This is a genomic window from Pseudomonas mandelii (genome assembly GCF_024138395.1).
GTDB classification, from domain to species: Bacteria; Pseudomonadota; Gammaproteobacteria; order Pseudomonadales; family Pseudomonadaceae; genus Aquipseudomonas; species Aquipseudomonas mandelii_E.
In genome coordinates, this window is sequence record NZ_JAMYDU010000006.1 from 177,096 (window position 1) to 196,358 (window position 19,263).

The 19,263-nt window shown below is 59.2% G+C and carries 23 protein-coding genes and 1 pseudogene; 18 read left to right on the forward strand and 6 right to left on the reverse strand.

The genetic code is table 11. From position 1 onward, the window contains the following. Position 1 precedes the first annotated feature (1 nt). From motD to NHU87_RS12895, 5 genes are all read left to right on the forward strand, one after another. Positions 2-892: a flagellar motor protein MotD gene (gene motD / locus NHU87_RS12875; RefSeq protein WP_253548842.1), complete on the forward strand. Its 891-nt coding sequence runs from the start codon at positions 2-4 to the stop codon at positions 890-892. Between the two features lie 43 nt (positions 893-935). Then, on the forward strand, positions 936-1,724 hold the full coding sequence (locus NHU87_RS12880; RefSeq protein WP_192345724.1) for a ParA family protein: 789 nt from the start codon (positions 936-938) through the stop codon (positions 1,722-1,724). Positions 1,725-1,841: 117 nt separating this feature from the next. Further along, positions 1,842-2,708: a CheW domain-containing protein gene (locus NHU87_RS12885; RefSeq protein WP_253548844.1), complete on the forward strand. Its 867-nt coding sequence runs from the start codon at positions 1,842-1,844 to the stop codon at positions 2,706-2,708. A gap of 83 nt (positions 2,709-2,791) precedes the next feature. Further along, the gene (locus NHU87_RS12890) at positions 2,792-3,277 is read left to right on the forward strand and encodes a chemotaxis protein CheW (protein WP_007980742.1); all 486 of its coding nucleotides are present in this window, start codon (positions 2,792-2,794) and stop codon (positions 3,275-3,277) included. Continuing rightward, positions 3,278-3,670 (forward strand): DUF2802 domain-containing protein, encoded by a 393-nt coding sequence (locus tag NHU87_RS12895; protein ID WP_253548846.1) that lies wholly within the window; start codon positions 3,278-3,280, stop codon positions 3,668-3,670. Positions 3,671-3,786: 116 nt separating this feature from the next. Here the strand turns inward: NHU87_RS12895 and NHU87_RS12900 are convergent, their stop codons facing one another. Further along, positions 3,787-4,116 (reverse strand): EscU/YscU/HrcU family type III secretion system export apparatus switch protein, encoded by a 330-nt coding sequence (locus NHU87_RS12900; RefSeq protein WP_253548849.1) that lies wholly within the window; start codon positions 4,114-4,116, stop codon positions 3,787-3,789. Beyond that, positions 4,113-5,693, reverse strand: coding sequence for a flagellar hook-length control protein FliK (locus NHU87_RS12905; protein WP_253548850.1), 1,581 nt, complete (start codon positions 5,691-5,693; stop codon positions 4,113-4,115). Before NHU87_RS12905 ends, NHU87_RS12900 begins: the two co-directional genes overlap by 4 nt. A gap of 198 nt (positions 5,694-5,891) precedes the next feature. Between NHU87_RS12905 and ccmA the strand changes: the two genes are divergently transcribed. From ccmA to NHU87_RS12955, 10 genes are all read left to right on the forward strand, one after another. Beyond that, positions 5,892-6,527, forward strand: coding sequence for a cytochrome c biogenesis heme-transporting ATPase CcmA (gene ccmA / locus NHU87_RS12910; RefSeq protein ID WP_253548852.1), 636 nt, complete (start codon positions 5,892-5,894; stop codon positions 6,525-6,527). Beyond that, positions 6,524-7,192, forward strand: a complete 669-nt coding sequence (gene ccmB, locus NHU87_RS12915; protein WP_008072659.1) for a heme exporter protein CcmB — start codon at positions 6,524-6,526, stop codon at positions 7,190-7,192. Before ccmA ends, ccmB begins: the two co-directional genes overlap by 4 nt. 94 nt (positions 7,193-7,286) lie before the next feature. After that, positions 7,287-8,042 (forward strand): heme ABC transporter permease, encoded by a 756-nt coding sequence (locus NHU87_RS12920; RefSeq protein ID WP_253548854.1) that lies wholly within the window; start codon positions 7,287-7,289, stop codon positions 8,040-8,042. Continuing rightward, positions 8,039-8,215, forward strand: a complete 177-nt coding sequence (gene ccmD, locus NHU87_RS12925) for a heme exporter protein CcmD (RefSeq protein WP_007939192.1) — start codon at positions 8,039-8,041, stop codon at positions 8,213-8,215. The genes NHU87_RS12920 and ccmD overlap by 4 nt, the downstream gene beginning before the upstream one ends. Beyond that, on the forward strand, positions 8,212-8,667 hold the full coding sequence (ccmE, locus tag NHU87_RS12930; RefSeq protein ID WP_253548856.1) for a cytochrome c maturation protein CcmE: 456 nt from the start codon (positions 8,212-8,214) through the stop codon (positions 8,665-8,667). The genes ccmD and ccmE overlap by 4 nt, the downstream gene beginning before the upstream one ends. A 3-nt stretch (positions 8,668-8,670) precedes the next feature. Beyond that, complete coding sequence (locus NHU87_RS12935) at positions 8,671-10,659, forward strand: heme lyase CcmF/NrfE family subunit (protein ID WP_253548858.1); 1,989 nt, start codon at positions 8,671-8,673, stop codon at positions 10,657-10,659. Further along, a complete protein-coding gene (locus tag NHU87_RS12940; RefSeq protein ID WP_253548860.1) occupies positions 10,656-11,192 on the forward strand; it encodes a DsbE family thiol:disulfide interchange protein in 537 nt (178 codons plus the stop codon). The genes NHU87_RS12935 and NHU87_RS12940 overlap by 4 nt, the downstream gene beginning before the upstream one ends. Next, positions 11,189-11,662: a cytochrome c-type biogenesis protein gene (locus NHU87_RS12945; protein ID WP_253548862.1), complete on the forward strand. Its 474-nt coding sequence runs from the start codon at positions 11,189-11,191 to the stop codon at positions 11,660-11,662. The genes NHU87_RS12940 and NHU87_RS12945 overlap by 4 nt, the downstream gene beginning before the upstream one ends. Then, entirely contained in the window at positions 11,655-12,857 is a 1,203-nt protein-coding gene (gene ccmI / locus NHU87_RS12950; protein WP_253548864.1) for a c-type cytochrome biogenesis protein CcmI, read from the forward strand. The genes NHU87_RS12945 and ccmI overlap by 8 nt, the downstream gene beginning before the upstream one ends. A gap of 14 nt (positions 12,858-12,871) precedes the next feature. Next, entirely contained in the window at positions 12,872-13,276 is a 405-nt protein-coding gene (locus NHU87_RS12955) for a hypothetical protein (RefSeq protein ID WP_253548866.1), read from the forward strand. Positions 13,277-13,491: 215 nt separating this feature from the next. Here NHU87_RS12955 and NHU87_RS12960 read toward each other — a convergent pair whose 3' ends face one another. Beyond that, a complete protein-coding gene (locus tag NHU87_RS12960) occupies positions 13,492-13,959 on the reverse strand; it encodes a helix-turn-helix domain-containing protein (RefSeq protein ID WP_253548868.1) in 468 nt (155 codons plus the stop codon). A 255-nt stretch (positions 13,960-14,214) separates the two neighbouring features. Between NHU87_RS12960 and NHU87_RS12965 the strand changes: the two genes are divergently transcribed. Next, the gene (locus NHU87_RS12965; RefSeq protein ID WP_253548963.1) at positions 14,215-14,427 is read left to right on the forward strand and encodes a type II toxin-antitoxin system HicA family toxin; all 213 of its coding nucleotides are present in this window, start codon (positions 14,215-14,217) and stop codon (positions 14,425-14,427) included. After that, positions 14,427-14,831: a type II toxin-antitoxin system HicB family antitoxin gene (locus NHU87_RS12970; protein ID WP_253548870.1), complete on the forward strand. Its 405-nt coding sequence runs from the start codon at positions 14,427-14,429 to the stop codon at positions 14,829-14,831. The genes NHU87_RS12965 and NHU87_RS12970 overlap by 1 nt, the downstream gene beginning before the upstream one ends. Positions 14,832-15,079: 248 nt before the next feature. Here the strand turns inward: NHU87_RS12970 and NHU87_RS12975 are convergent, their stop codons facing one another. After that, positions 15,080-16,285, reverse strand: coding sequence for an MFS transporter (locus NHU87_RS12975; RefSeq protein WP_253548872.1), 1,206 nt, complete (start codon positions 16,283-16,285; stop codon positions 15,080-15,082). Positions 16,286-16,520: 235 nt separating this feature from the next. Here NHU87_RS12975 and NHU87_RS12980 point away from each other — a divergent pair, with 235 nt between their 5' ends. Continuing rightward, entirely contained in the window at positions 16,521-17,150 is a 630-nt protein-coding gene (locus tag NHU87_RS12980; protein ID WP_253548874.1) for a hypothetical protein, read from the forward strand. A 67-nt stretch (positions 17,151-17,217) separates the two neighbouring features. Here NHU87_RS12980 and NHU87_RS12985 read toward each other — a convergent pair whose 3' ends face one another. Next, positions 17,218-18,216, reverse strand: coding sequence for a sulfate ABC transporter substrate-binding protein (locus NHU87_RS12985; protein WP_253548876.1), 999 nt, complete (start codon positions 18,214-18,216; stop codon positions 17,218-17,220). A 216-nt stretch (positions 18,217-18,432) separates the two neighbouring features. Beyond that, positions 18,433-19,256, reverse strand: a pseudogene (locus NHU87_RS12990) (ion transporter). Positions 19,257-19,263 lie beyond the last annotated feature (7 nt).

Below are 19,263 nucleotides of genomic sequence, written 5' to 3' on the forward strand. Positions count from 1 at the left end.
CATGGCACGTCGCAGGCAACCTGAAGAACACGTAAACCATGAACGCTGGCTCGTTTCCTACGCCGACTTCATTACGTTGCTGTTCGCTTTCTTCGTGGTGATGTACTCGATTTCTTCGATCAACGAAGGCAAGTACAAAGTCATTTCCGAGGCGTTGATCGGAGTGTTTACCGATTCCGATCGCGCCCTCAAGCCGATTCCGATTGGTGACGAGCGACCAAAAACCGTGACCCCGGCCAAGCCACTGGTCAAGGACAGCGAACAGATCGATGCCGGTATCGCCGGCGCCAACGATCCACTCAAGAGCATTGCCGATGACATCAGCGCGGCGTTTGGCGACCTGATCAGCTCCAACCAGATGACCGTGCGCGGCAACGAGTTGTGGGTCGAGATCGAGCTCAATTCCAGCCTGTTGTTCGGCAGTGGCGATGCCATGCCCAGCGACATCGCATTCAGCATTATCGACAAGGTCGCCGCGATCCTGAGGCCGTTCGACAACCCGATCCACGTCGAAGGCTTCACTGACGATCAACCGATCCGCACCGCGCAATACCCGACCAACTGGGAGCTGTCCTCGGCCCGTTCGGCAAGCATCGTGCGCATGCTGGCGATGCAGGGTGTGAACCCCGGTCGTCTGGCGTCGGTGGGTTACGGCGAGTTTCAGCCGGTAGCCAATAACGCCACCGCCGAAGGCCGGGCGCGAAACCGTCGGGTGGTGCTGGTGGTTTCACGAAATCTCGATGTACGCCGCAGCCTCACCGGTACCGGAACCGCTCATGCACAACCGGATGCCGCGTTGAAGCGGGCTGGCACACAAACTGCACCGGCTCCGGTCAAGTCGCCGGGACGAGAGAGCTCCGTCAATTCTCCGTCACCCGCATTAATACGTTGAGCTATTTCTCGGTCGACCTTTTCGACCGGGAGGAACAATCCGAATGAGAGTCTGGGCAGTCGCCAATCAAAAGGGTGGTGTCGGTAAAACCACTTCCTCCATCGCTTTAGCCGGTTTGCTGGCTGAGGCGGGCAAGCGCGTGGTTGTGGTCGATCTCGACCCCCACGGCTCCATGACCAGCTACTTCGGTTACGACCCCGACAGCCTGGAACACAGCAGCTACGACCTGTTTCTGCACAAGGGCAGCGTGCCGCAAGGTTTGCCCGGACAGTTGCTGATGCCCACCAGTGATGAACGCATTTCCCTGTTGCCATCGAGCACCGCGCTGGCAACCCTTGAGCGTCAGTCGCCGGGGCAGAGTGGTTTGGGCCTGGTGATCGCCAAGAGCCTGGCGCAACTTTGGCAGGACTTCGATTACGCCGTGATCGACAGCCCGCCGTTGCTCGGTGTGCTGATGGTCAACGCCTTGGCGGCCAGCCAGCAGTTGGTGATCCCGGTGCAGACCGAACACTTGGCCGTCAAAGGCCTGGAACGCATGGTCAACACCCTGGCGATGATCAACCGCTCACGCAAACAGGCGCTGCCGTTCAGCATTGTGCCGACCCTGTTCGACCGCCGCACCCAAGCATCTCTCGGCACTCTTCGCGTGCTGCGCGACAAGTACCCGGAAGAAATCTGGCAAGGCTACATCCCGATCGACACCCGCTTGCGAGACGCGAGCCGGGCAGGGCTGACGCCTTCGCAATTCGACGGCAAGAGCCGTGGCGTTCTCGCGTACCGCGCACTGCTCAAGCATCTGCTGGCGGCGCAACTTGTTCCGGCGGTGGCTTGAGATGAACTCAATCCCTGTAGGAGCGAGGCTTGCCCGCGAAGCAGACGCCGCAGTCTTGGCAGCTATACCGAGTTATCGTTCTTCGCGGGCAAGCCTCGCTCCTACAAAGGTGCGCGCATGACTCGGCCGGTGAAGATCACCTCACGTCCGCAACTGGCCCTCCAGTCTTATCTGGACAATTTGCTGCAAGACGCAACCGAAGAGTTGCCGCCAGAAGTCGAGTCGCTGCCCGAGGTTGTCGAGGTTGAAGCTGCGCTGGATGAGTTCCAGGCCGCCGTGCTTGAAGAACAGGCCCGCGATGCGCAGAAACCGGCCGTGACCGCTGCACCCATCGTTGCGCCAATGGTGAAAGCACCCGTGGCCGTGATCGAAGCGCCGGCACCGATTCTGGCGCCCGTGTCGACGATTGCACCACTGCTGCAAGCGTTGGTGCCGCCGGTGGTCGAAGTTCATCTGCCGCCAAGCAACACGCCGCCACCGGTGGAAACCGACGGTCGTCCGGCATGGGCTGCCGAGCCGTTCGAATGCCTGTTGTTCGACGTCGCCGGGCTGACCCTGGCAGTGCCGCTGGTGTGCCTGGGTTCGATTTATTCCCTGGCCGGTCACGAGCTGACGCCGTTGTTCGGTCAACCGGAATGGTTCCTCGGGATCCTGCCAAGCCAGGCCGGCAACCTGAAAGTGCTGGATACCGCACGCTGGGTCATGCCGGATCGTTATCGCGATGATTTCCGTCAGGGCCTGCAATACGTTATTTCGGTTCAGGGCTACGAGTGGGGGCTGGCGGTGCATCAGGTCAGCCGCTCATTGCGCCTGGACCCGAACGAAATCAAATGGCGCAGCCACCGGGGTCAACGGCCATGGCTGGCGGGCACGGTGATTGAACACATGTGTGCCTTGCTCGATGTTTCCGCGCTGGCCGAGCTGATTGCCAGCGGTGGGGCAAAGCACATGGGCGGCGGCAAGCCGACCCATAAACCGACATAAAGCTGCATAACAGACACGCGACGGCATTCAGTGCCGTCGCACAGAACACACACCGCCAGGGCGGTTTTTTGAGGGGTCAGGGTATGAATGATAAGGCGACAGCTGCAAAGGGTTCCGAAGATCCGATCCTGCAATGGGTAACCTTCAAGCTGGACAACGAAACCTACGGCATCAACGTGATGCGCGTTCAGGAAGTCCTGCGCTACACCGAAATCGCCCCGGTCCCGGGTGCCCCGAGCTACGTGCTGGGCATCATTAACCTGCGCGGTAACGTGGTCACCGTGATCGACACCCGTCAGCGCTTCGGCCTGATGAACGCCGAGATCAGCGACAACACCCGTATCGTCATCATCGAAGCCGACAAGCAAGTGGTCGGGATCATGGTCGACAGCGTGGCTGAAGTGGTTTACCTGCGTCAGTCGGAAATCGAGACCGCGCCGAACGTCGGTAACGAAGAATCCGCCAAGTTCATTCAAGGCGTGTGCAACAAGAACAACGAACTGCTGATCCTGGTCGAGCTGGACAAGATGATGAGCGAAGAAGAATGGTCGGAACTGGAGAGTATCTGATTGATTCTTGAGGTAGCTGTCATTGTCCTGTTTCTCTTCTGGGCAGGCACGCTGGCGATGTTCCTGGCGTACATCCGCGCTCAGCGGCAGATCGCCGCGCAACAGGCCAAGGGCGATGCGCTGCGCGATCAGCGCATCAAGGACCTGGCCAAACGCGTCGACGACTACCAGAACGGCAACGTGCGCATGGGTGAAGACCTGCACGAACTGCGCGCCGTCGTCGGCCCGTTGCCGGACAAACTGGCTCAGCTGGAGCAACGAGATCCGTCGAGTCTTTCATTCGCTCAGGCAGCACGCCTGGTGGGGATGGGGGCCAGCGTCGATGAACTGACTCAGTCCTGCGGGTTGACCCAGGCTGAGGCGGAGTTGATGAGTAAGTTGCACAAGAACTGAGAAGATCAAAAGATCGCAGCCTCGTTTCACTCGACAGCTCCTACAGGGCGTGCACCATCCCAATGTAGGAGCTGTCGAGTGAAACGAGGCTGCGATCTTTTTGCGTTTAACAAAGATCAATAATCATCCCCGCGGTCGGAGATGTCCTTCTCCACTATCACCGCATGCGGATCATGCCCTGCCGGAAACTTACCCTTCAAATTCCACGCAAACGCAATAATCTCGGCAATCGTGCGATACAACTCTTCCGGAATACTCTCCCCCAATTCCATCCGCGCCAGCAGTTTCACCAGCTCGGCGTTTTCGTAGATCGGCACTTCGTAATCGCGGGCAATCTGCAGAATGGCTTCCGCCAGTTCCTCATCGCCCTTGGCGGTGAGGGTTGGGGCGTGGCTGCCGTCGTATTTGAGGGCGATGGCCTGGCGCGGTGCGGTGGATTTGTTCATGCGGTTTCATCGACCCAGCGTTGTTCGAGACGGGTTTGAGGGCCTTGAGGCGGTGTGCCGAGGTGGCAATCCAGATCACCGACGTTCAGGCCTGACGCCAGCAGACGTTCGCGCAGCCCGGCCAGATTGCTTTCGATCAGGCTCGCGGTGTACGGCCGCTCGGCCCACAGCTGACTGGAGAGGCTGCCTTTGATCAACTGCGCCTGAATCTGCAACGGCCCTAACGGCTCCATATCGAACGCCAGATCCACGCGCCACAGTTGTTGTTTCGGCTCGCGTTCGTCGCGGCGTTCCTGCGGTTGTTCTTTTTCGGGCGCTTCTTCGCGCTGGAATTTGACCTGCAACGGCACGATGTCTTGCAGGTTGCGCATGGGGATTTCCAGTTGCCAGGTGCTGAGCAGGCGACCGTCGTCGGTGAGGCCGGTCTGTTCCAGGCTCGACAGTTGATGGCTTTGCAAGCGCGAGACGGCCGCTGCTGCCAGACGTAGCAAGTGTTCCAGATCGCCTTCACCGTCCTGACTTTGCAGCAGGCGCTCGGGGAGCGGGAAACTGGTGGGTAACGGTTTGGCGCTAACTTGCCCCAGCATGCCGAGAGCGCTGCGCACGAAGTTCGGCATGGCTTGGGCCAGTGTGTTGGCGGCGATGATTGCGTTGAGATTGGTATTGGTCGGCAGGGCCGGAGTCAGTTGTGCGATCAGCTTGAGCAGGTCGCCTTTCATGTCAGGCGTTAGCGTAGGGTTCTGCCCCGTCAGCAATTTGGCTTCGAGAAAAACGCCGCTGTTGGCCAACGCTTGGGCCAGGCCTTTGGGTGTACTCAGTTGCTGAACATCCGGCAGGCCGGCGAGCAGTTTTTCCACGGCAACGCGAATATCCATGGAGGTCTGGTCCGACGATTGCGGCGGCAGGTTTTGCAGGAGTTTGAGCAAGCCATCCAGAGAACCCTGGCGACTTTGCTGGCTGACCAATTGTTGCGTCACCGCCAACTGTTCCTGACGGCTGCTCAACGGGACGAATTTCAGGGTCTGGGTGTCCTGCACCAAGGCGCTGAGCAAGGTGCCGATGCGCAGTGGCGTCGGGCTGTCGATGCCCAGCGTGCTGCCACTCAGCGCCGTGTTGAGCAGGCTCACCATCGAGCGAAACACCATCGGCTGGCCTGGCACCTGCGGCATTACCTGAGAGGTCAGCACTTTGCCTTGCAACAAGGTGCCGACCGGCAGTTGCGCGGTGTCGATGCGGGTGAGGGTGGCGACGCTGGAGGCGATGGCCTGCGGCACCGTGACCGCCAAGTTACCCGCCGATGGCTGAGTGATCGCCAGGCTGGTGCCTTGGGGCAACGGCTGAGTACTGGTGGCCTGGACCGTGGTCTGGCGACCGTTGTCGAGGGTCACCTTGAGCAACAGTTGAAAAGTCTGATCCGCCTGCTTGAGCGACAGCACTTCAGCCTTGGCGGTTTGACCTGCCGTAATCAGGCCCTCCATCGGCGTCAGCAGCTTGAGCAATTCGCCATTGACCGCCAGCGGACGCGTGGTCGCCGGTGTGGTCTGTGGTAGGGGGAGGATGTTCATTTCGCCTGTCATACGCGGTCACAACCTGGGGAAATTGCACTCTTGAGAGTAGGAGATGGCATGTATAATGCTGCCCCGTTGTATACAGAGTGCCAGAAACATTGCAATTATTTGACGCAGCTCTCTAGTACGGGCCGCCAATACATCTATTCTGCATCTCTTTAACGGCCGCGCCAGAGCCGACTTGAACCGTATAAGGCCCGTGATCTCTTGACCAGTCCTGTCCTGCAAACCGTTGCCCTTGCCTGTGAGCGAGACCTTCGGCTGCTCTTCGAAAATCTCGAATTGAGACTGGCCAGTGGCGACATGTTGCAAATCAGCGGCCCCAACGGCAGTGGCAAGACCAGCCTTTTACGTCTGCTTTGCGGTTTGATGCACCCGACCGCCGGTCAAGTACTGCTAAACGGCCAGCCATTGCATGAGCAGCGCAGCGAACTGGCGCGCAACCTGTTGTGGATCGGCCATGCCGCCGGGATCAAGGACTTGCTGACCCCCGAGGAAAACCTCAGTTGGCTCTGCGCCCTGCATCAACCGGCCTCCCATGAGGCGATCTGGCAGGCGCTGACGGCGGTGGGGCTGCGCGGTTTCGAGGATGTTCCCTGCCACACTCTATCAGCGGGCCAGCAACGTCGCGTGGCCTTGGCGCGGTTATACCTGGACAGCCCGCCGCTGTGGATCCTCGACGAACCGTTCACCGCGCTCGACAAACAAGGCGTGGCGCAACTCGAAGAACACCTGGCTGCGCACTGCGAGCGAGGTGGCATGGTGGTCCTGACCACTCACCACACCCTGACCCGGATGCCGGCCGGCTATCGCGATATTGATTTGGGGAACTGGGCCGTATGAGTGTTTTCGGCCTGTTGGTCGCCCGCGAGGCACGTTTGCTGTTCCGTCGTCCTGCCGAATTGGCGAATCCGCTGGTGTTCTTCGCCATCGTCGTCTCTTTGTTCCCATTGGCGGTCGGTGCCGGGCCTCAATTGTTGCAAACCTTGTCCCCGGGGTTGGTCTGGGTGGCAGCACTTTTATCGGTCTTGCTCTCGCTGGACGGGCTCTTCCGCAGTGATTTCGAAGACGGATCGCTTGAGCAGTGGGTCCTTTCGCCGCACCCCCTGCCTATTCTGGTTTTGGCCAAGGTGCTGGCACACTGGGCGTTTTCCGGACTGGCGCTGGTTTTGCTCGCACCCTTGCTGGCGTTGATGCTGGGTTTGCCTGCCGCCTGTCTGCCGGTGTTGCTGCTTTCTTTATTGCTGGGTACACCGGTGCTGAGCCTGCTCGGCGCGGTGGGCGCGGCGCTGACGGTAGGATTGAAGCGCGGTGGCCTGTTACTGGCGCTGTTGATTCTGCCGCTGTACATCCCGGTGTTGATTCTCGGCAGTGGCGCTTTGCAGGCGGCATTGCAGGGCATGCCGGCGACCGGTTATCTCTTGTGGCTTGGCAGCCTGACCGCCCTGGCGATAACCCTGACACCTTTTGCAATAGCTGCTGGCCTGAAGATCAGCGTCGGCGAATAATAATGAGGTCTGATCAAATTTTGATCGCTTTCTTTTGAAAGAAAGGCAGACCCTTGGTTCTTCAAAGCGAAGAGCTCCCGTGATGGAAACAGCAATGAACTGGACCTGGTTTCATAAGCTCGGCTCACCCAAATGGTTTTACGGTATCAGTGGCAAACTGTTGCCGTGGCTGAGCGTCGCGGCGTTGCTGCTGATTAGCGTCGGCGTGGTTTGGGGGCTGGCCTTCGCGCCGCCGGACTATCAGCAAGGCAACAGCTTTCGGATCATCTATATCCACGTTCCCGCCGCCATGCTGGCGCAGTCCATCTACGTGATGCTGGCCGTGTGCGGCATCGTCGGGCTGGTCTGGAAAATGAAACTGGCCGACGTCGCCCTGCAATGCGCCGCGCCGATCGGTGCCTGGATGACCGCCGTGGCGCTGGTCACCGGCGCGATCTGGGGCAAACCGACCTGGGGTTCGTGGTGGGTCTGGGATGCGCGACTGACGTCCATGCTGATTCTGCTGTTTCTGTACTTCGGTCTTATTGCGCTGGGCAACGCCATCAGCAATCGTGACAGTGCGGCCAAGGCCTGTGCGGTGCTGGCGATCGTCGGCGTGATCAACATCCCGATCATCAAATACTCGGTGGAGTGGTGGAACACCCTGCACCAGGGCGCGACCTTCACCCTCACCGAAAAACCGGCGATGCCCGCCGAGATGTGGCTGCCACTGCTGCTGACGGTGCTGGGTTTCTACTGTTTCTTCGGCGCGGTGCTGTTGCTGCGCATGCGCCTTGAAGTGCTCAAGCGCGAAGCCCGGGCGAGCTGGGTGAAAACCGAAGTGCAGAACAGTCTGGAGGCCGCTCGATGAGTTTCGCTTCATTCGGCGACTTTCTCGCCATGGGCCATCACGGCCTGTATGTCTGGTCAGCCTATGGCATATGCCTGGCGGTGCTGGCTCTCAACGTGGCGGCGCCGATCCTGGCCCGCAAGCGGTATCTGCAACAAGAGGCGCGTCGTCTGCGCCGGGAGAACGGCCAGTGAATCCGCTGCGTAAAAAGCGTCTTATCATCATTCTCGCGATCCTGGTCGGTGTCGGCGCTGCCGTCGGCCTGGCCCTGAGCGCCCTGCAGCAGAACATCAATCTGTTTTACACCCCGACCCAGATCGCCAATGGCGAAGCGCCGCAAGGCACGCGCATTCGTGCGGGCGGCATGGTCGAGGCTGGCTCGCTGCAGCGTTCCGGCGATTCCCTGGACGTGAAATTCATCGTCACCGATTTCAACAAATCCGTGACCATCAGCTACCGCGGCATCCTGCCGGATCTGTTCCGCGAAGGGCAGGGCATCGTCGCCCTCGGCAAGCTCAACGCTGACGGCGTGGTGGTGGCCGACGAAGTGCTGGCCAAGCACGATGAAAAGTACATGCCGCCGGAAGTGACCAAGGCGCTGAAAGATAGCGGTCAATCTGCTCCAACGCCCGCGAAGGAGGGTTGATCGATGACGTCCGGAATCTTTATCCCCGAACTCGGCCACCTGGCCATGATTCTCGCGCTGTGTTTCGCGCTAGTGCAGGCCGTGGTGCCACTGCTCGGTGCCTGGCGCGGCGATCGGTTGTGGATGAGCCTGGCCCAGCCGGCCGCGTGGGGGCAGTTCGCGTTTCTGCTGTTCGCTTTCGGTTGCCTGACTTACGCGTTCATGGCGGACGACTTCTCCGTCGCTTATGTGGTCAGCAACTCCAACAGCGCCTTGCCGTGGTACTACAAATTCAGCGCCGTCTGGGGCGCTCACGAAGGTTCGTTGCTGCTGTGGGCATTGATCCTCGGCGGCTGGACCTTCGCGGTGTCGGTGTTCTCCCGACAATTGCCGCAAGTGATGCTGGCTCGCGTATTGGCAGTGATGGGCATGATCAGCATCGGCTTTCTGCTGTTCCTGATCCTGACGTCCAACCCGTTCACCCGAATCCTGCCGCAGATGCCGACGGATGGGCGCGACCTTAATCCGCTGCTACAAGACATCGGTCTGATCGTTCACCCGCCGATGCTGTACATGGGCTATGTCGGCTTCTCCGTGGCCTTCGCTTTTGCCATCGCCGCGTTGCTGGGTGGTCGTCTCGATGCGGCGTGGGCGCGCTGGTCCCGTCCTTGGACCATCGTCGCCTGGGCCTTCCTCGGTATCGGTATCACGCTGGGCTCCTGGTGGGCCTATTACGAACTCGGCTGGGGCGGCTGGTGGTTCTGGGATCCGGTAGAAAACGCATCCTTCATGCCTTGGCTGGTGGGCACGGCGTTGATTCACTCGTTGGCGGTCACGGAGAAACGTGGCGTGTTCAAGAGTTGGACCGTGTTGTTGGCCATCGCCGCGTTCTCGTTGAGCTTGCTCGGGACCTTCCTGGTACGGTCCGGCGTGCTGACCTCGGTTCACGCCTTTGCCTCCGACCCTGAGCGCGGTGTGTTCATCCTGATCTTCCTGCTGTTTGTGGTCGGTGGTTCGCTGACGTTGTTCGCCCTGCGCGCGCCCGTGGTCAAGAGCCATGTCGGCTTCAATCTCTGGTCCCGGGAAACCCTGCTGCTGGGCAATAACCTGGTGCTGGTGGTGGCCGCTTCGATGATCCTGCTCGGCACCTTGTATCCGCTGATTCTCGACGCGATGACCGGCGCTAAACTGTCGGTCGGCCCGCCGTACTTCAACGCGCTGTTCATTCCGTTGATGGCGATACTGATGGTGGTGATGGCGGTCGGCATGCTGGTGCGCTGGAAAGACACTCCGGTCAAATGGCTTATAGGCATGTTGACCCCGGTGTTGCTCGGCAGCGCTGCGCTGGCCGTGGTGGCCGGTGTCGCCTACGGCGATTTCAACTGGGCGGTGCTGGCGACGTTCATGCTGGCTGCCTGGGTGTTGCTGGCCGGTGTGCGGGATATCTTCGACAAGACCCGTCACAAAGGCCTGATCAAAGGTCTGCCGACTTTGACCCGCAGCTATTGGGGCATGCAAGTCGCGCATTTGGGCATTGCCGTGTGCGCGCTGGGTGTCGTGTTGTCCAGCCAGAACAGTGCCGAGCGTGATCTGCGCCTGGCGCCGGGTGAGTCCATGAGCCTGGCGGGTTATCAATTTGTGTTCGAAGGCGCCAAGCACTACGAAGGGCCGAACTTCACGTCCGACAAGGGCACCATCCGGGTGATCCGCAATGGCAAGGAAATCAGCGTGCTGCACCCGGAAAAACGCCTGTACACCGTGCAGAACTCGGTGATGACCGAAGCCGGGATCGACGCCGGTTTCACCCGTGACCTTTACGTCGCACTGGGCGAGCCGCTGGGCGAGGGCGCCTGGGCTGTCCGCGTTCACGTCAAACCCTTCGTGCGCTGGATCTGGTTCGGTGGGTTGCTCACGGGGCTCGGCGGGTTGCTGGCGGCGCTGGATCGTCGTTATCGGGTCAAGGTGAAAAGCCGCGTGCGTGAAGCGCTCGGCATGACGGGAGCCACCGCATGAGACGTTGGTTGATGCTGTTGCCACTGGCGATTTTTCTGGTGGTCGCTGTTTTTCTGTATCGGGGTCTGTACCTGAACCCGACCGAGCTGCCTTCGGCGATGATCAACAAACCGTTCCCGGAGTTTTCGCTGCCCTCGGTGCAGGGTGACAAGACCCTGACTAAAGCGGATCTTCTGGGTAAACCGGCACTGGTCAACGTCTGGGGCACCTGGTGCATTTCCTGCCGGGTCGAGCACCCGGTGCTGAACAAACTGGCCGAGAAGGGCGTGGTGATCTACGGCATCAACTACAAGGACGTCAACGCCGACGCCTTGAAGTGGCTGGCCGAGTTCCACAACCCCTATCAACTGGACATCCGTGACGATGCCGGCACCCTAGGCCTGAACCTCGGCGTGTACGGTGCCCCGGAAACTTTCTTCATCGACGCCAAGGGCATCATCCGCGACAAATTCGTCGGTGTGATCGATGAACAAGTCTGGCGCGAAAAACTGGCGGCCAAGTATCAGGCGCTGGTCGATGAGGCCAAGCCATGAAGCGCTGGATCGCCGCCGCCGTTCTGGGCTTGAGCATGGCCGGTGTGGCCCATGCGGCCATCGACACCTATGAGTTCGCCAAAGAAGGCGACCGTGAGCGTTTTCGCGAGCTGACCAAGGAACTGCGTTGCCCCAAGTGCCAGAATCAGGACATCGCCGATTCCAACGCACCGATTGCCGCCGACCTGCGCAAAGAGATTTTCCGCATGCTCGGCGAGGGCAAGGACAATCAGCAGATCATCGATTTCATGGTCGACCGCTATGGTGACTTCGTCCGCTACAAACCTGCCCTCAACGCCAAAACCGCACTGCTCTGGTTCGGCCCCGCCGGCCTGCTGCTGGGCGGTTTTGTGATCATCGCCGTGATCGTCCGCCGTCGTCGCGTGCAACGCACTGACTCCCCGGACACGCTTTCTGCCGAGGAGCGCGAGCGCCTCGACCACCTGTTGGATAAAACCAAGCATGATTGATTTCTGGCTCGCTGCAGGCCTGCTGCTCCTGATTGCCCTGAGTTTTCTGCTGATCCCCGTTCTGCGTGGTCGCCGCGCTCAGTTGGAAGAAGACCGCACGGCACTGAACGTCGCACTTTATCAGGAGCGCGTGGCTGAGTTGCAGACTCAGCAGGAAGAGGGCGTGCTCAACGCCGAACAAATGGACACCGGTCGCGCTGAAGCCGCCCGTGAACTGCTCGCCGACACCGAAGGCGTCGAGGCGCCGCGTGTGTCGCGTCTGGGCAAGCCATTGCCATTGCTGGCGGCGATTCTGGTGCCGGTGCTGGGCCTTGCGTTGTACCTGCATTTTGGCGCCAGCGACAAAGTCGAGCTGACCCGCGAGTTCGCCCAGGCGCCGCAGTCGATGGAAGAGATGACCCGTCGTCTGGAGCGTGCGGTTGCCGCCCAACCGGATTCGGCTGAAGGCCTGTACTTCCTTGGCCGTACTTACATGGCTCAGGATCGTCCGGGCGATGCGGCGAAGATCTTCGAACGCACCGTAGCACTGGCCGGTCGTCAGCCGGAACTGCTCGGGCAATGGGCTCAGGCGCAATATTTCGCCGATGGCAAGAAGTGGTCGGACAAGGTTCAGGCCCTGACCGACGAAGCGCTGAAAGCTGATCCGAAAGAAGTCACCAGCCTCGGCCTGCTGGGTATCGCGGCCTTCGAAGGCGAGCGTTACCAGGACGCCATTGACTACTGGAATCGCCTGCTGGCGCAACTTCCGCCGGATGATAAATCCCGCGCTGCGCTGCAAGGCGGCATCACTCGCGCCGCCGAGAAGCTCGAAGCCAGCGGTGGCAAGGTTGCCCAGGCGCCTGCGGCCAAAGCTGCGGCACTGCTCAAAGTGCAAGTCGATCTGGCGCCCGAGCTCAAAGCCAAGGTCCTGCCGGGTGACAGCGTGTTCATCTTCGCCCGCGCCATCTCCGGCCCGCCCGCGCCGCTGGCCGCCAAGCGACTGACCGTCGCCGACTTGCCGGCAACCGTCGAACTGGGTGATGCCGATGCCATGATGCCGCAGTTGAAACTGTCGAACTTCCCCGAAGTCCAACTGGTTGCGCGCATCTCCCGCGCCGGCCAACCGACTGCCGGCGAATGGATCGGTCGCAGCCAACCCTTGGCCACCAGCACCACCGCGCAACAAAAACTGATCATCGACAGCCCGGATAAATAACAGGAAACGCCACCATGACCGCCATCGCTCGTATCACTCTCCTCAGTATGGTTTTGGGGTTAAGCGCTTGTGCGGTCCAGCAGCCCGAGCCCACACGGCTGCCGCCAATCCCGCCTTCGGGGCCAAGCACCAAACCGCCTCCGCCGACGGTACCGAGCAAACCGAGTACCCCGGTCAAACCTTCGAAGTCGATTCCACGTACCTCCGCCAGCTTCGCCCCGCCACCGGGGGGCAACAGCCATTGGGACGCGAAACTCGGGGTTTACGTCCTCGATGATCAGACCAACACCTTCTACCGCCAGCGCACCTACTACCGCTGGAACAACGGTTGGAGCCGCTCGATCAGCCCCAACGGGCCGTGGGAAGAGACGGACATTAATGGCGTGCCGGGTGGGTTAGGCAGAAAATTCGGGCAGTGAATAGAAACGGCGATCTGAGGATCGCCGTTTTGCTTTTTGACGTCTGAAAGATCGCAGGCTTCGCCAGCTCCTACAGGATCGCGTACGACGATGAACGGCGGGTGTACGCAAATGTAGGAGCTGGCGAAGCCTGCGATCTTTTGATCTTGATTGTGTAGCTCAGGGAGCTGAGTACAAAACACATGCGTCATATACAGCGGTAAAAGGGGAATGCCTCACTCGTATCCTGTCCTTAACGCTTGTGCTTGCTCAGCGAGAAGCGCCATTGCTTGCTCGCTGGCGGTGTCGCGCCGGTTTTTATAGTCCATCAAATCGGCAAAGCGCACACGTCGGTGCTTGCCGGTTTTGTGGTAGGACAACTCGCCGGACTCCAGCAGTTTGATCAGGTGCGGGCGTGAGACATTGAGTAAGTCCGCCGCTTCCTGGGTGGTCAGTTCCGCGTGAACCGGGACGACCTTTACCGCATTGCCTTCAGCCAATGCAGCGAGGATGTCGACCAGCAATCGAAGGGCTGAAGTGGGCAGTTCGACGCTGTGAGCTTCATTTTGCTCGTCGAAAATCTGGATGCGTTGGGTTTCGAATTGAGTCGCGAGATAGGCGGCGAGCGCGCGCTGGCCTTCGATAGCGGCCTGAACTTCGCGCGCGATGGGCAGGTTGATCGGTGGGTGGATGACTAGTGACATGATGAATTCCTACATTCTGAGTAGCGATGCTGGAAGGCTATTCGAATCAAACGAAAATCGCAATAAACGAAACAAAAGCCTGTTTAAGGCTCCTTTGCAGCAAGTCTGGACGTAATCGACAAACGACCGAGCCTTCGTAGGTCCGATCAAAATCACACCCTGTAAAACAACCGAGCGTCGCGATCCGGATTTTTGTGCTTGAGTAAAAGTAACTCTAGGGTTATTTTTTGTTGGGCCGGAGCAAGGAGGCTGGTGGTGCAGAGCAGGTTATTGATCAAGGAACTGATAGAGGCGGGCTGGGCACTGGACCGGGTCACTGGCAGTCATCACATCTTCACTCACCGTTACAACCCTTACACGCTACCTGTCCCTCATCCGAAGAAGGATTTGCCGGTCGGGACGGTTAAAAGCATCAGGAGGCGAGCCGGGCTTTATTGCCCGGGAGCCAGTTTGGCAGGAGATCCATAATGCAATACCCAATCTGTATCGAGTGGGGCGACGAGAACACCGCCATCGGTATTCAGATCCCCGATATTCCGGGTGCCGTTACGGCCGGGGATACGTTTGAAGACGCTTACAACGCGGCGGTCGAAATTGCCCACATCATGCTGCAGGAGATCATGGCAGACGGGCAATCAATCCCGATGCCAACCTCAGCGGCTGCGCACCGCGAGAATCCGGAATTTGCCGACATGGGGTGGGGGATGCTGGAACTCGACATCTCGCCCTATCTGGGCAAGACCGAGAAGGTCAATGTGACGCTGCCTGGCTACGTGATCCAGCGCATTGACCGCTATGTTCGAGAGCACAATGTCAAAAGCCGCTCCTCCTTTCTCGCGGATGCGGCGATGGAGAAGCTGGTTCGGCATTGAGTGGAGTCAGTGCCACCGTTATCGCGGGCAAGCCCCAATGCCGGTCAGTTAAGCGAAATTTCTGTAGGAGCGAGGCTTGCCCGCGAAGAATGCACCGCGGTTTTTCAGGTATTACGCGTCATCGTTCTTCGCGGGCAAGCCTCGCTCCTACAGATTCCGCCTTAACTGACAGGCATTAGGGCAAGCCCGCTCCCACAGGAATTGCGTAAACCTATGGGAGCGGGCTTGCCCGCGATGCTTTTGGCGGCTTATACCGTTGCCAACGAACGCCTGTCTGAAACACTCAAAAACCGCAACAACGCCAACAGCGGAAACGCACTACCCACAATCACGATCCACAACCAGCCGCCATGCTCATACACCGCGCTGGCCACCGAAGAACCGAATGCGCCGCCGATGAAGATGCTGGTCATGTACAGCGCATTCAGGCGGCCGCGGCTTTTAGCGTCGAGGGTGTAGACCGCGCGTTGGCCGAGGACCATGTTCATTTGCACGCAGAAATCCAGCACCACCCCAGTCACCGCCAAGCCAATCACGCTGTAGACCGGGTGGATGAAGGCGGGCAGGAAGCTCAGGCTGGCGAATAGCAGGGCCAGTAGCGAAGCGATGCGGGTATGGCCGGCATCGGCCAGTCGACCGGCGATAGGGGCGGCAATCGCGCCGATGGCGCCGACCAGGGCGAAGATCGCGATCTGGGTTTGCGACAAGCCATGATTGCGCGACAGTTCCAGCGGCACTGCAGTCCAGAACAGGCTGAAGGTGGCGAACATGCAGGCTTGATAAAACGCCCGTTGACGCAACACCGGCTGCTGACGCAACAGCGTCCAGAGCGAACCCAACAACTGGCCATAAGATGCGCTGTGATCAGGCTGGCGCTTGGGGATGGTCAGGGCCAGCACGATGCTGATCGCCGCCATCAACATTGCTGCAATGACGAACATCGCGCGCCAGCCGAAGTGGTCGGCTACTACGCTGGACACTGGTCGAGCCAGCAGAATCCCCAGCAGCAAACCACCCATGATGCCGCCGACCACGCGGCCCCGGGATTCTTCCGGCGCCAGGTGGGCGGCCAGTGGAATCAGGATCTGCACCGACACCGAGCTGAACCCCACCAGCAACGAGATCAGCAGAAACACATTCGGCTGATCGGTGAATGCCGCGCCCAACAGACTGGCAATCGCCACTACGGTGGTGATGATCATCAAGCGACGGTTTTCCAGCAGATCACCCAACGGCACCAGGAAGAACAGACCCAGCGCATAACCAATCTGCGTCAGCGAAACGATCAGGCTGGCCATGGTGTCGGTCAGGCCAATGTCCGGTGCGATCAGGTCTATGATCGGCTGGGCGTAGTAGATGTTGGCCACGATGGCGCCGCAGCAGAAGGCGAAGAGCGGCACCATGCCTCGGGTCATTGTCGCGGCACCGTGGGGCGCCTGAGTCGTTGGATTCATAACGGATCTCGTTGAACAGAAAGGAATGCGGGGAGGCTAATCGGCGGGCTAGAGCGGCGGAAGAGGGAATAGGGTGATAGTAATCATGCCTCTGAAGAATGATTGAGAGAGCCGTTCATTTGCACCTTTGAATCCTCGGTCCCCATTGTCGCGTCCGATGATACATTCACTTACATGTTGCTCGATAGCGTGCTTATGTTCTCTCTTAATGCTTCATAAAACGGAAGGCACTTTCATGAATGCGATGTTCCGTCACCTGATCCGCGGCGTTTCAGCAGTCACCTTGATCACTGTGTTCACGATAACCTTGGCTCAAGCCCAGGACGCACCGGGTATGCGTATCGGTGTACGCGGCGAGATTATCGGTATAAGCGCTGACATTCTGAAAGTCCATGTCAACAGCGGCGAAGACGTGGTGATCAACCTGACCAAGGACACCAAAGTCCGCGCCGTTACCGTGGCCAATATCGAAGACATCAAACCCGGCAGTTACATCGGCTCGGCTGCCGTGCCGCAGGAAGATGGCTCTCTCAAGGCTCTGGAAGTCCACGTGTTCCCACCGGAATTAGCTGGCAGCGGCGACGGCCATCGGCCCTATGATCTGGTCAAGGGCAGCAGCATGACAAATGGCAGCGTGGGCGATCTGGTGGTTAGCAACGGCCGGGTTCTGACCGTCAACTACAAGGGCGGCCAGCAGAAGATTCTGGTGCCGGAGGATGTGCCTATCGTGAAACTGATGCCGGGGGATCGGAGCTTGTTGAAAGTGGGCGTGAAGATCGTGACGTTCGTCACCCAAAGCGCCGAAGGGACACTGACCGCTCAATTCATCGCGGCCGGCAAGGACGGCATAACCCCGCCAATGTAATTGCATGACGCAAACCCCAGAAAAAAAAGGCGACCTTCATAGGTCGCCTTTTCATTGGAGTCAGAAATTACTGACCGCTGTAAATCTGATCAAAAACCCCACCATCATTGAAGTGGGTCTTCTGCACAGTGCGCCAGTCACCAAAGGTCTTCTCCACCGAAAGGAAATCCACTTTCGGGAAGCGATCGGTGTACTTGGCCAATACCGCCGGATCACGCGGACGCAGGTAGTTGGCCGCCGCAATCTCCTGACCTTCAGGTGACCACAGGTACTTCAAATATTCTTCGGCGGCGGCGCGAGTGCCTTTTTTCTCGACCACTTTGTCGACCACGGACACCGGCGGTTCAGCTTCAGCGGAAACACTCGGGTAAATCACTTCAAACTGATCACGACCAAACTCACGCGCAATCATTTCCGCTTCGTTTTCGAAGGTCACCAGCACGTCGCCGATCTGGTTGGTCATGAACGTGGTGGTCGCTGCACGGCCGCCGGTATCCAGCACCGGTGCTTGTTTGAACAGTTTGCCGACGAAGGCTTTGGCCTTGTTCTCGTCGCCGCCGTTTTTCAGCACATAGCCCCAGGCCGAGAGGTAGGTGTAGCGGCCGTTGCCCGAGGTTTTCGGGTTGGGGACGATCACTTGCACGCCGTCCTTGAGCAGGTCCGGCCAGTCTTTCAGGGCTTTCGGGTTGCCTTTGCGCACGATGAACACGGTGGCCGACGTGAACGGCGCACTGTTGTTCGGCAGCCGCGTGACCCAGTTGTCCGGGACCAGTTTGCCGTTGTCCGCCAAGGCGTTGATGTCGGTGGCCATGTTCATGGTAATGACATCAGCCGGCAGGCCATCGATCACTGAGCGCGCCTGTTTGCTGGAGCCGCCGAAGGACATTTGCAGCGTGATGTTTTCGTTGTGCTCGGCTTGCCAGTGTTTCTGGAAGGCAGCGTTGTAGTCCTTGTAGAAATCTCGCATCACGTCGTAGGAAACGTTCAGCAGGGTCGGTGCAGCCTGAGCCATGCTGCCCAAGGCCAGGCCAGCGGCTAGAAATGAGGCGCCAAAGAGTTTTTTCACTGCGCATTCCTTGTTTTTTTGTAGGAGCTGCCGGAGGCTGCGATCTTTTGATTTCGTTGTTGATCTTAAATAGCCGACACAAATCAAAGTCAAAAGATCGCAGCCTGCGGCAGCTCCTACGGGTTAGTTGTCAGTCATCGAAGCGGTGTTGCCACCATTTTGCCGGCGACTATAGCCGGGCTCGCATAGTCCTTTAAAGATTAAAAAGCACTTTGCTTATTCCAGTTTCTTGAACAGTGCATTGCCGCAACGCGAGCAAAAGGCTGCGCCGTGTTCGTGGCTGTTTTTCTTGCAGGTCGGGCAATCGTGTGCAGTTGTTCGCCGCGCATGGCGTTGGCCAGTTCCGCGGTGAAAATCCCCGTTGGCACAGCGATGATCGAGTAACCGGTGATCATCACCAGCGACGAAACCACCTGTCCCAACGGCGTCTTGGGCACGATGTCGCCGAAGCCTACGGTGGTCAGTGTGACGATGGCCCAATAGATGCCCTTGGGGATGCTGGTGAAGCCGTGCTCCGGGCCTTCGATCACGTACATCAAAGTGCCGAACACGGTTACCAGAGTGCTGACGCTGAGCAGAAACACCACGATCTTCTGCTTGCTGCCGCGCAACGCCGTCATCAAGTAATTGGCTTGCTTCAGATACGGGCTGAGCTTGAGCACGCGGAAAATCCGCAGCATCCGAATGATCCGGATGATCAGCAGGTACTGCGCATCGCTGTAATACAGCGCGAGAATGCCAGGCACGATCGCCAGCAAATCCACCAGCCCATAGAAGCTGAACGCGTAACGCAACGGCTTGGGCGAGCAGTACAGGCGCAGGCCGTATTCGATGGCGAAAACGACGGTGAAGCCCCATTCGATGTACGCCAGTAGGTCGGCGTAGTTCTGATGAACGGTGTCGATGCTGTCCAGTATCACGATCACCAGGCTCGCCAGAATGATCAACAGCAGAATGCTGTCGAAGCGCCGGCCGGCCGGGGTATCGGATTGGAAGATGATGACGTAAAGGTCTTCACGCCAGTTTTTATTGCTGTCCATGGAAAAC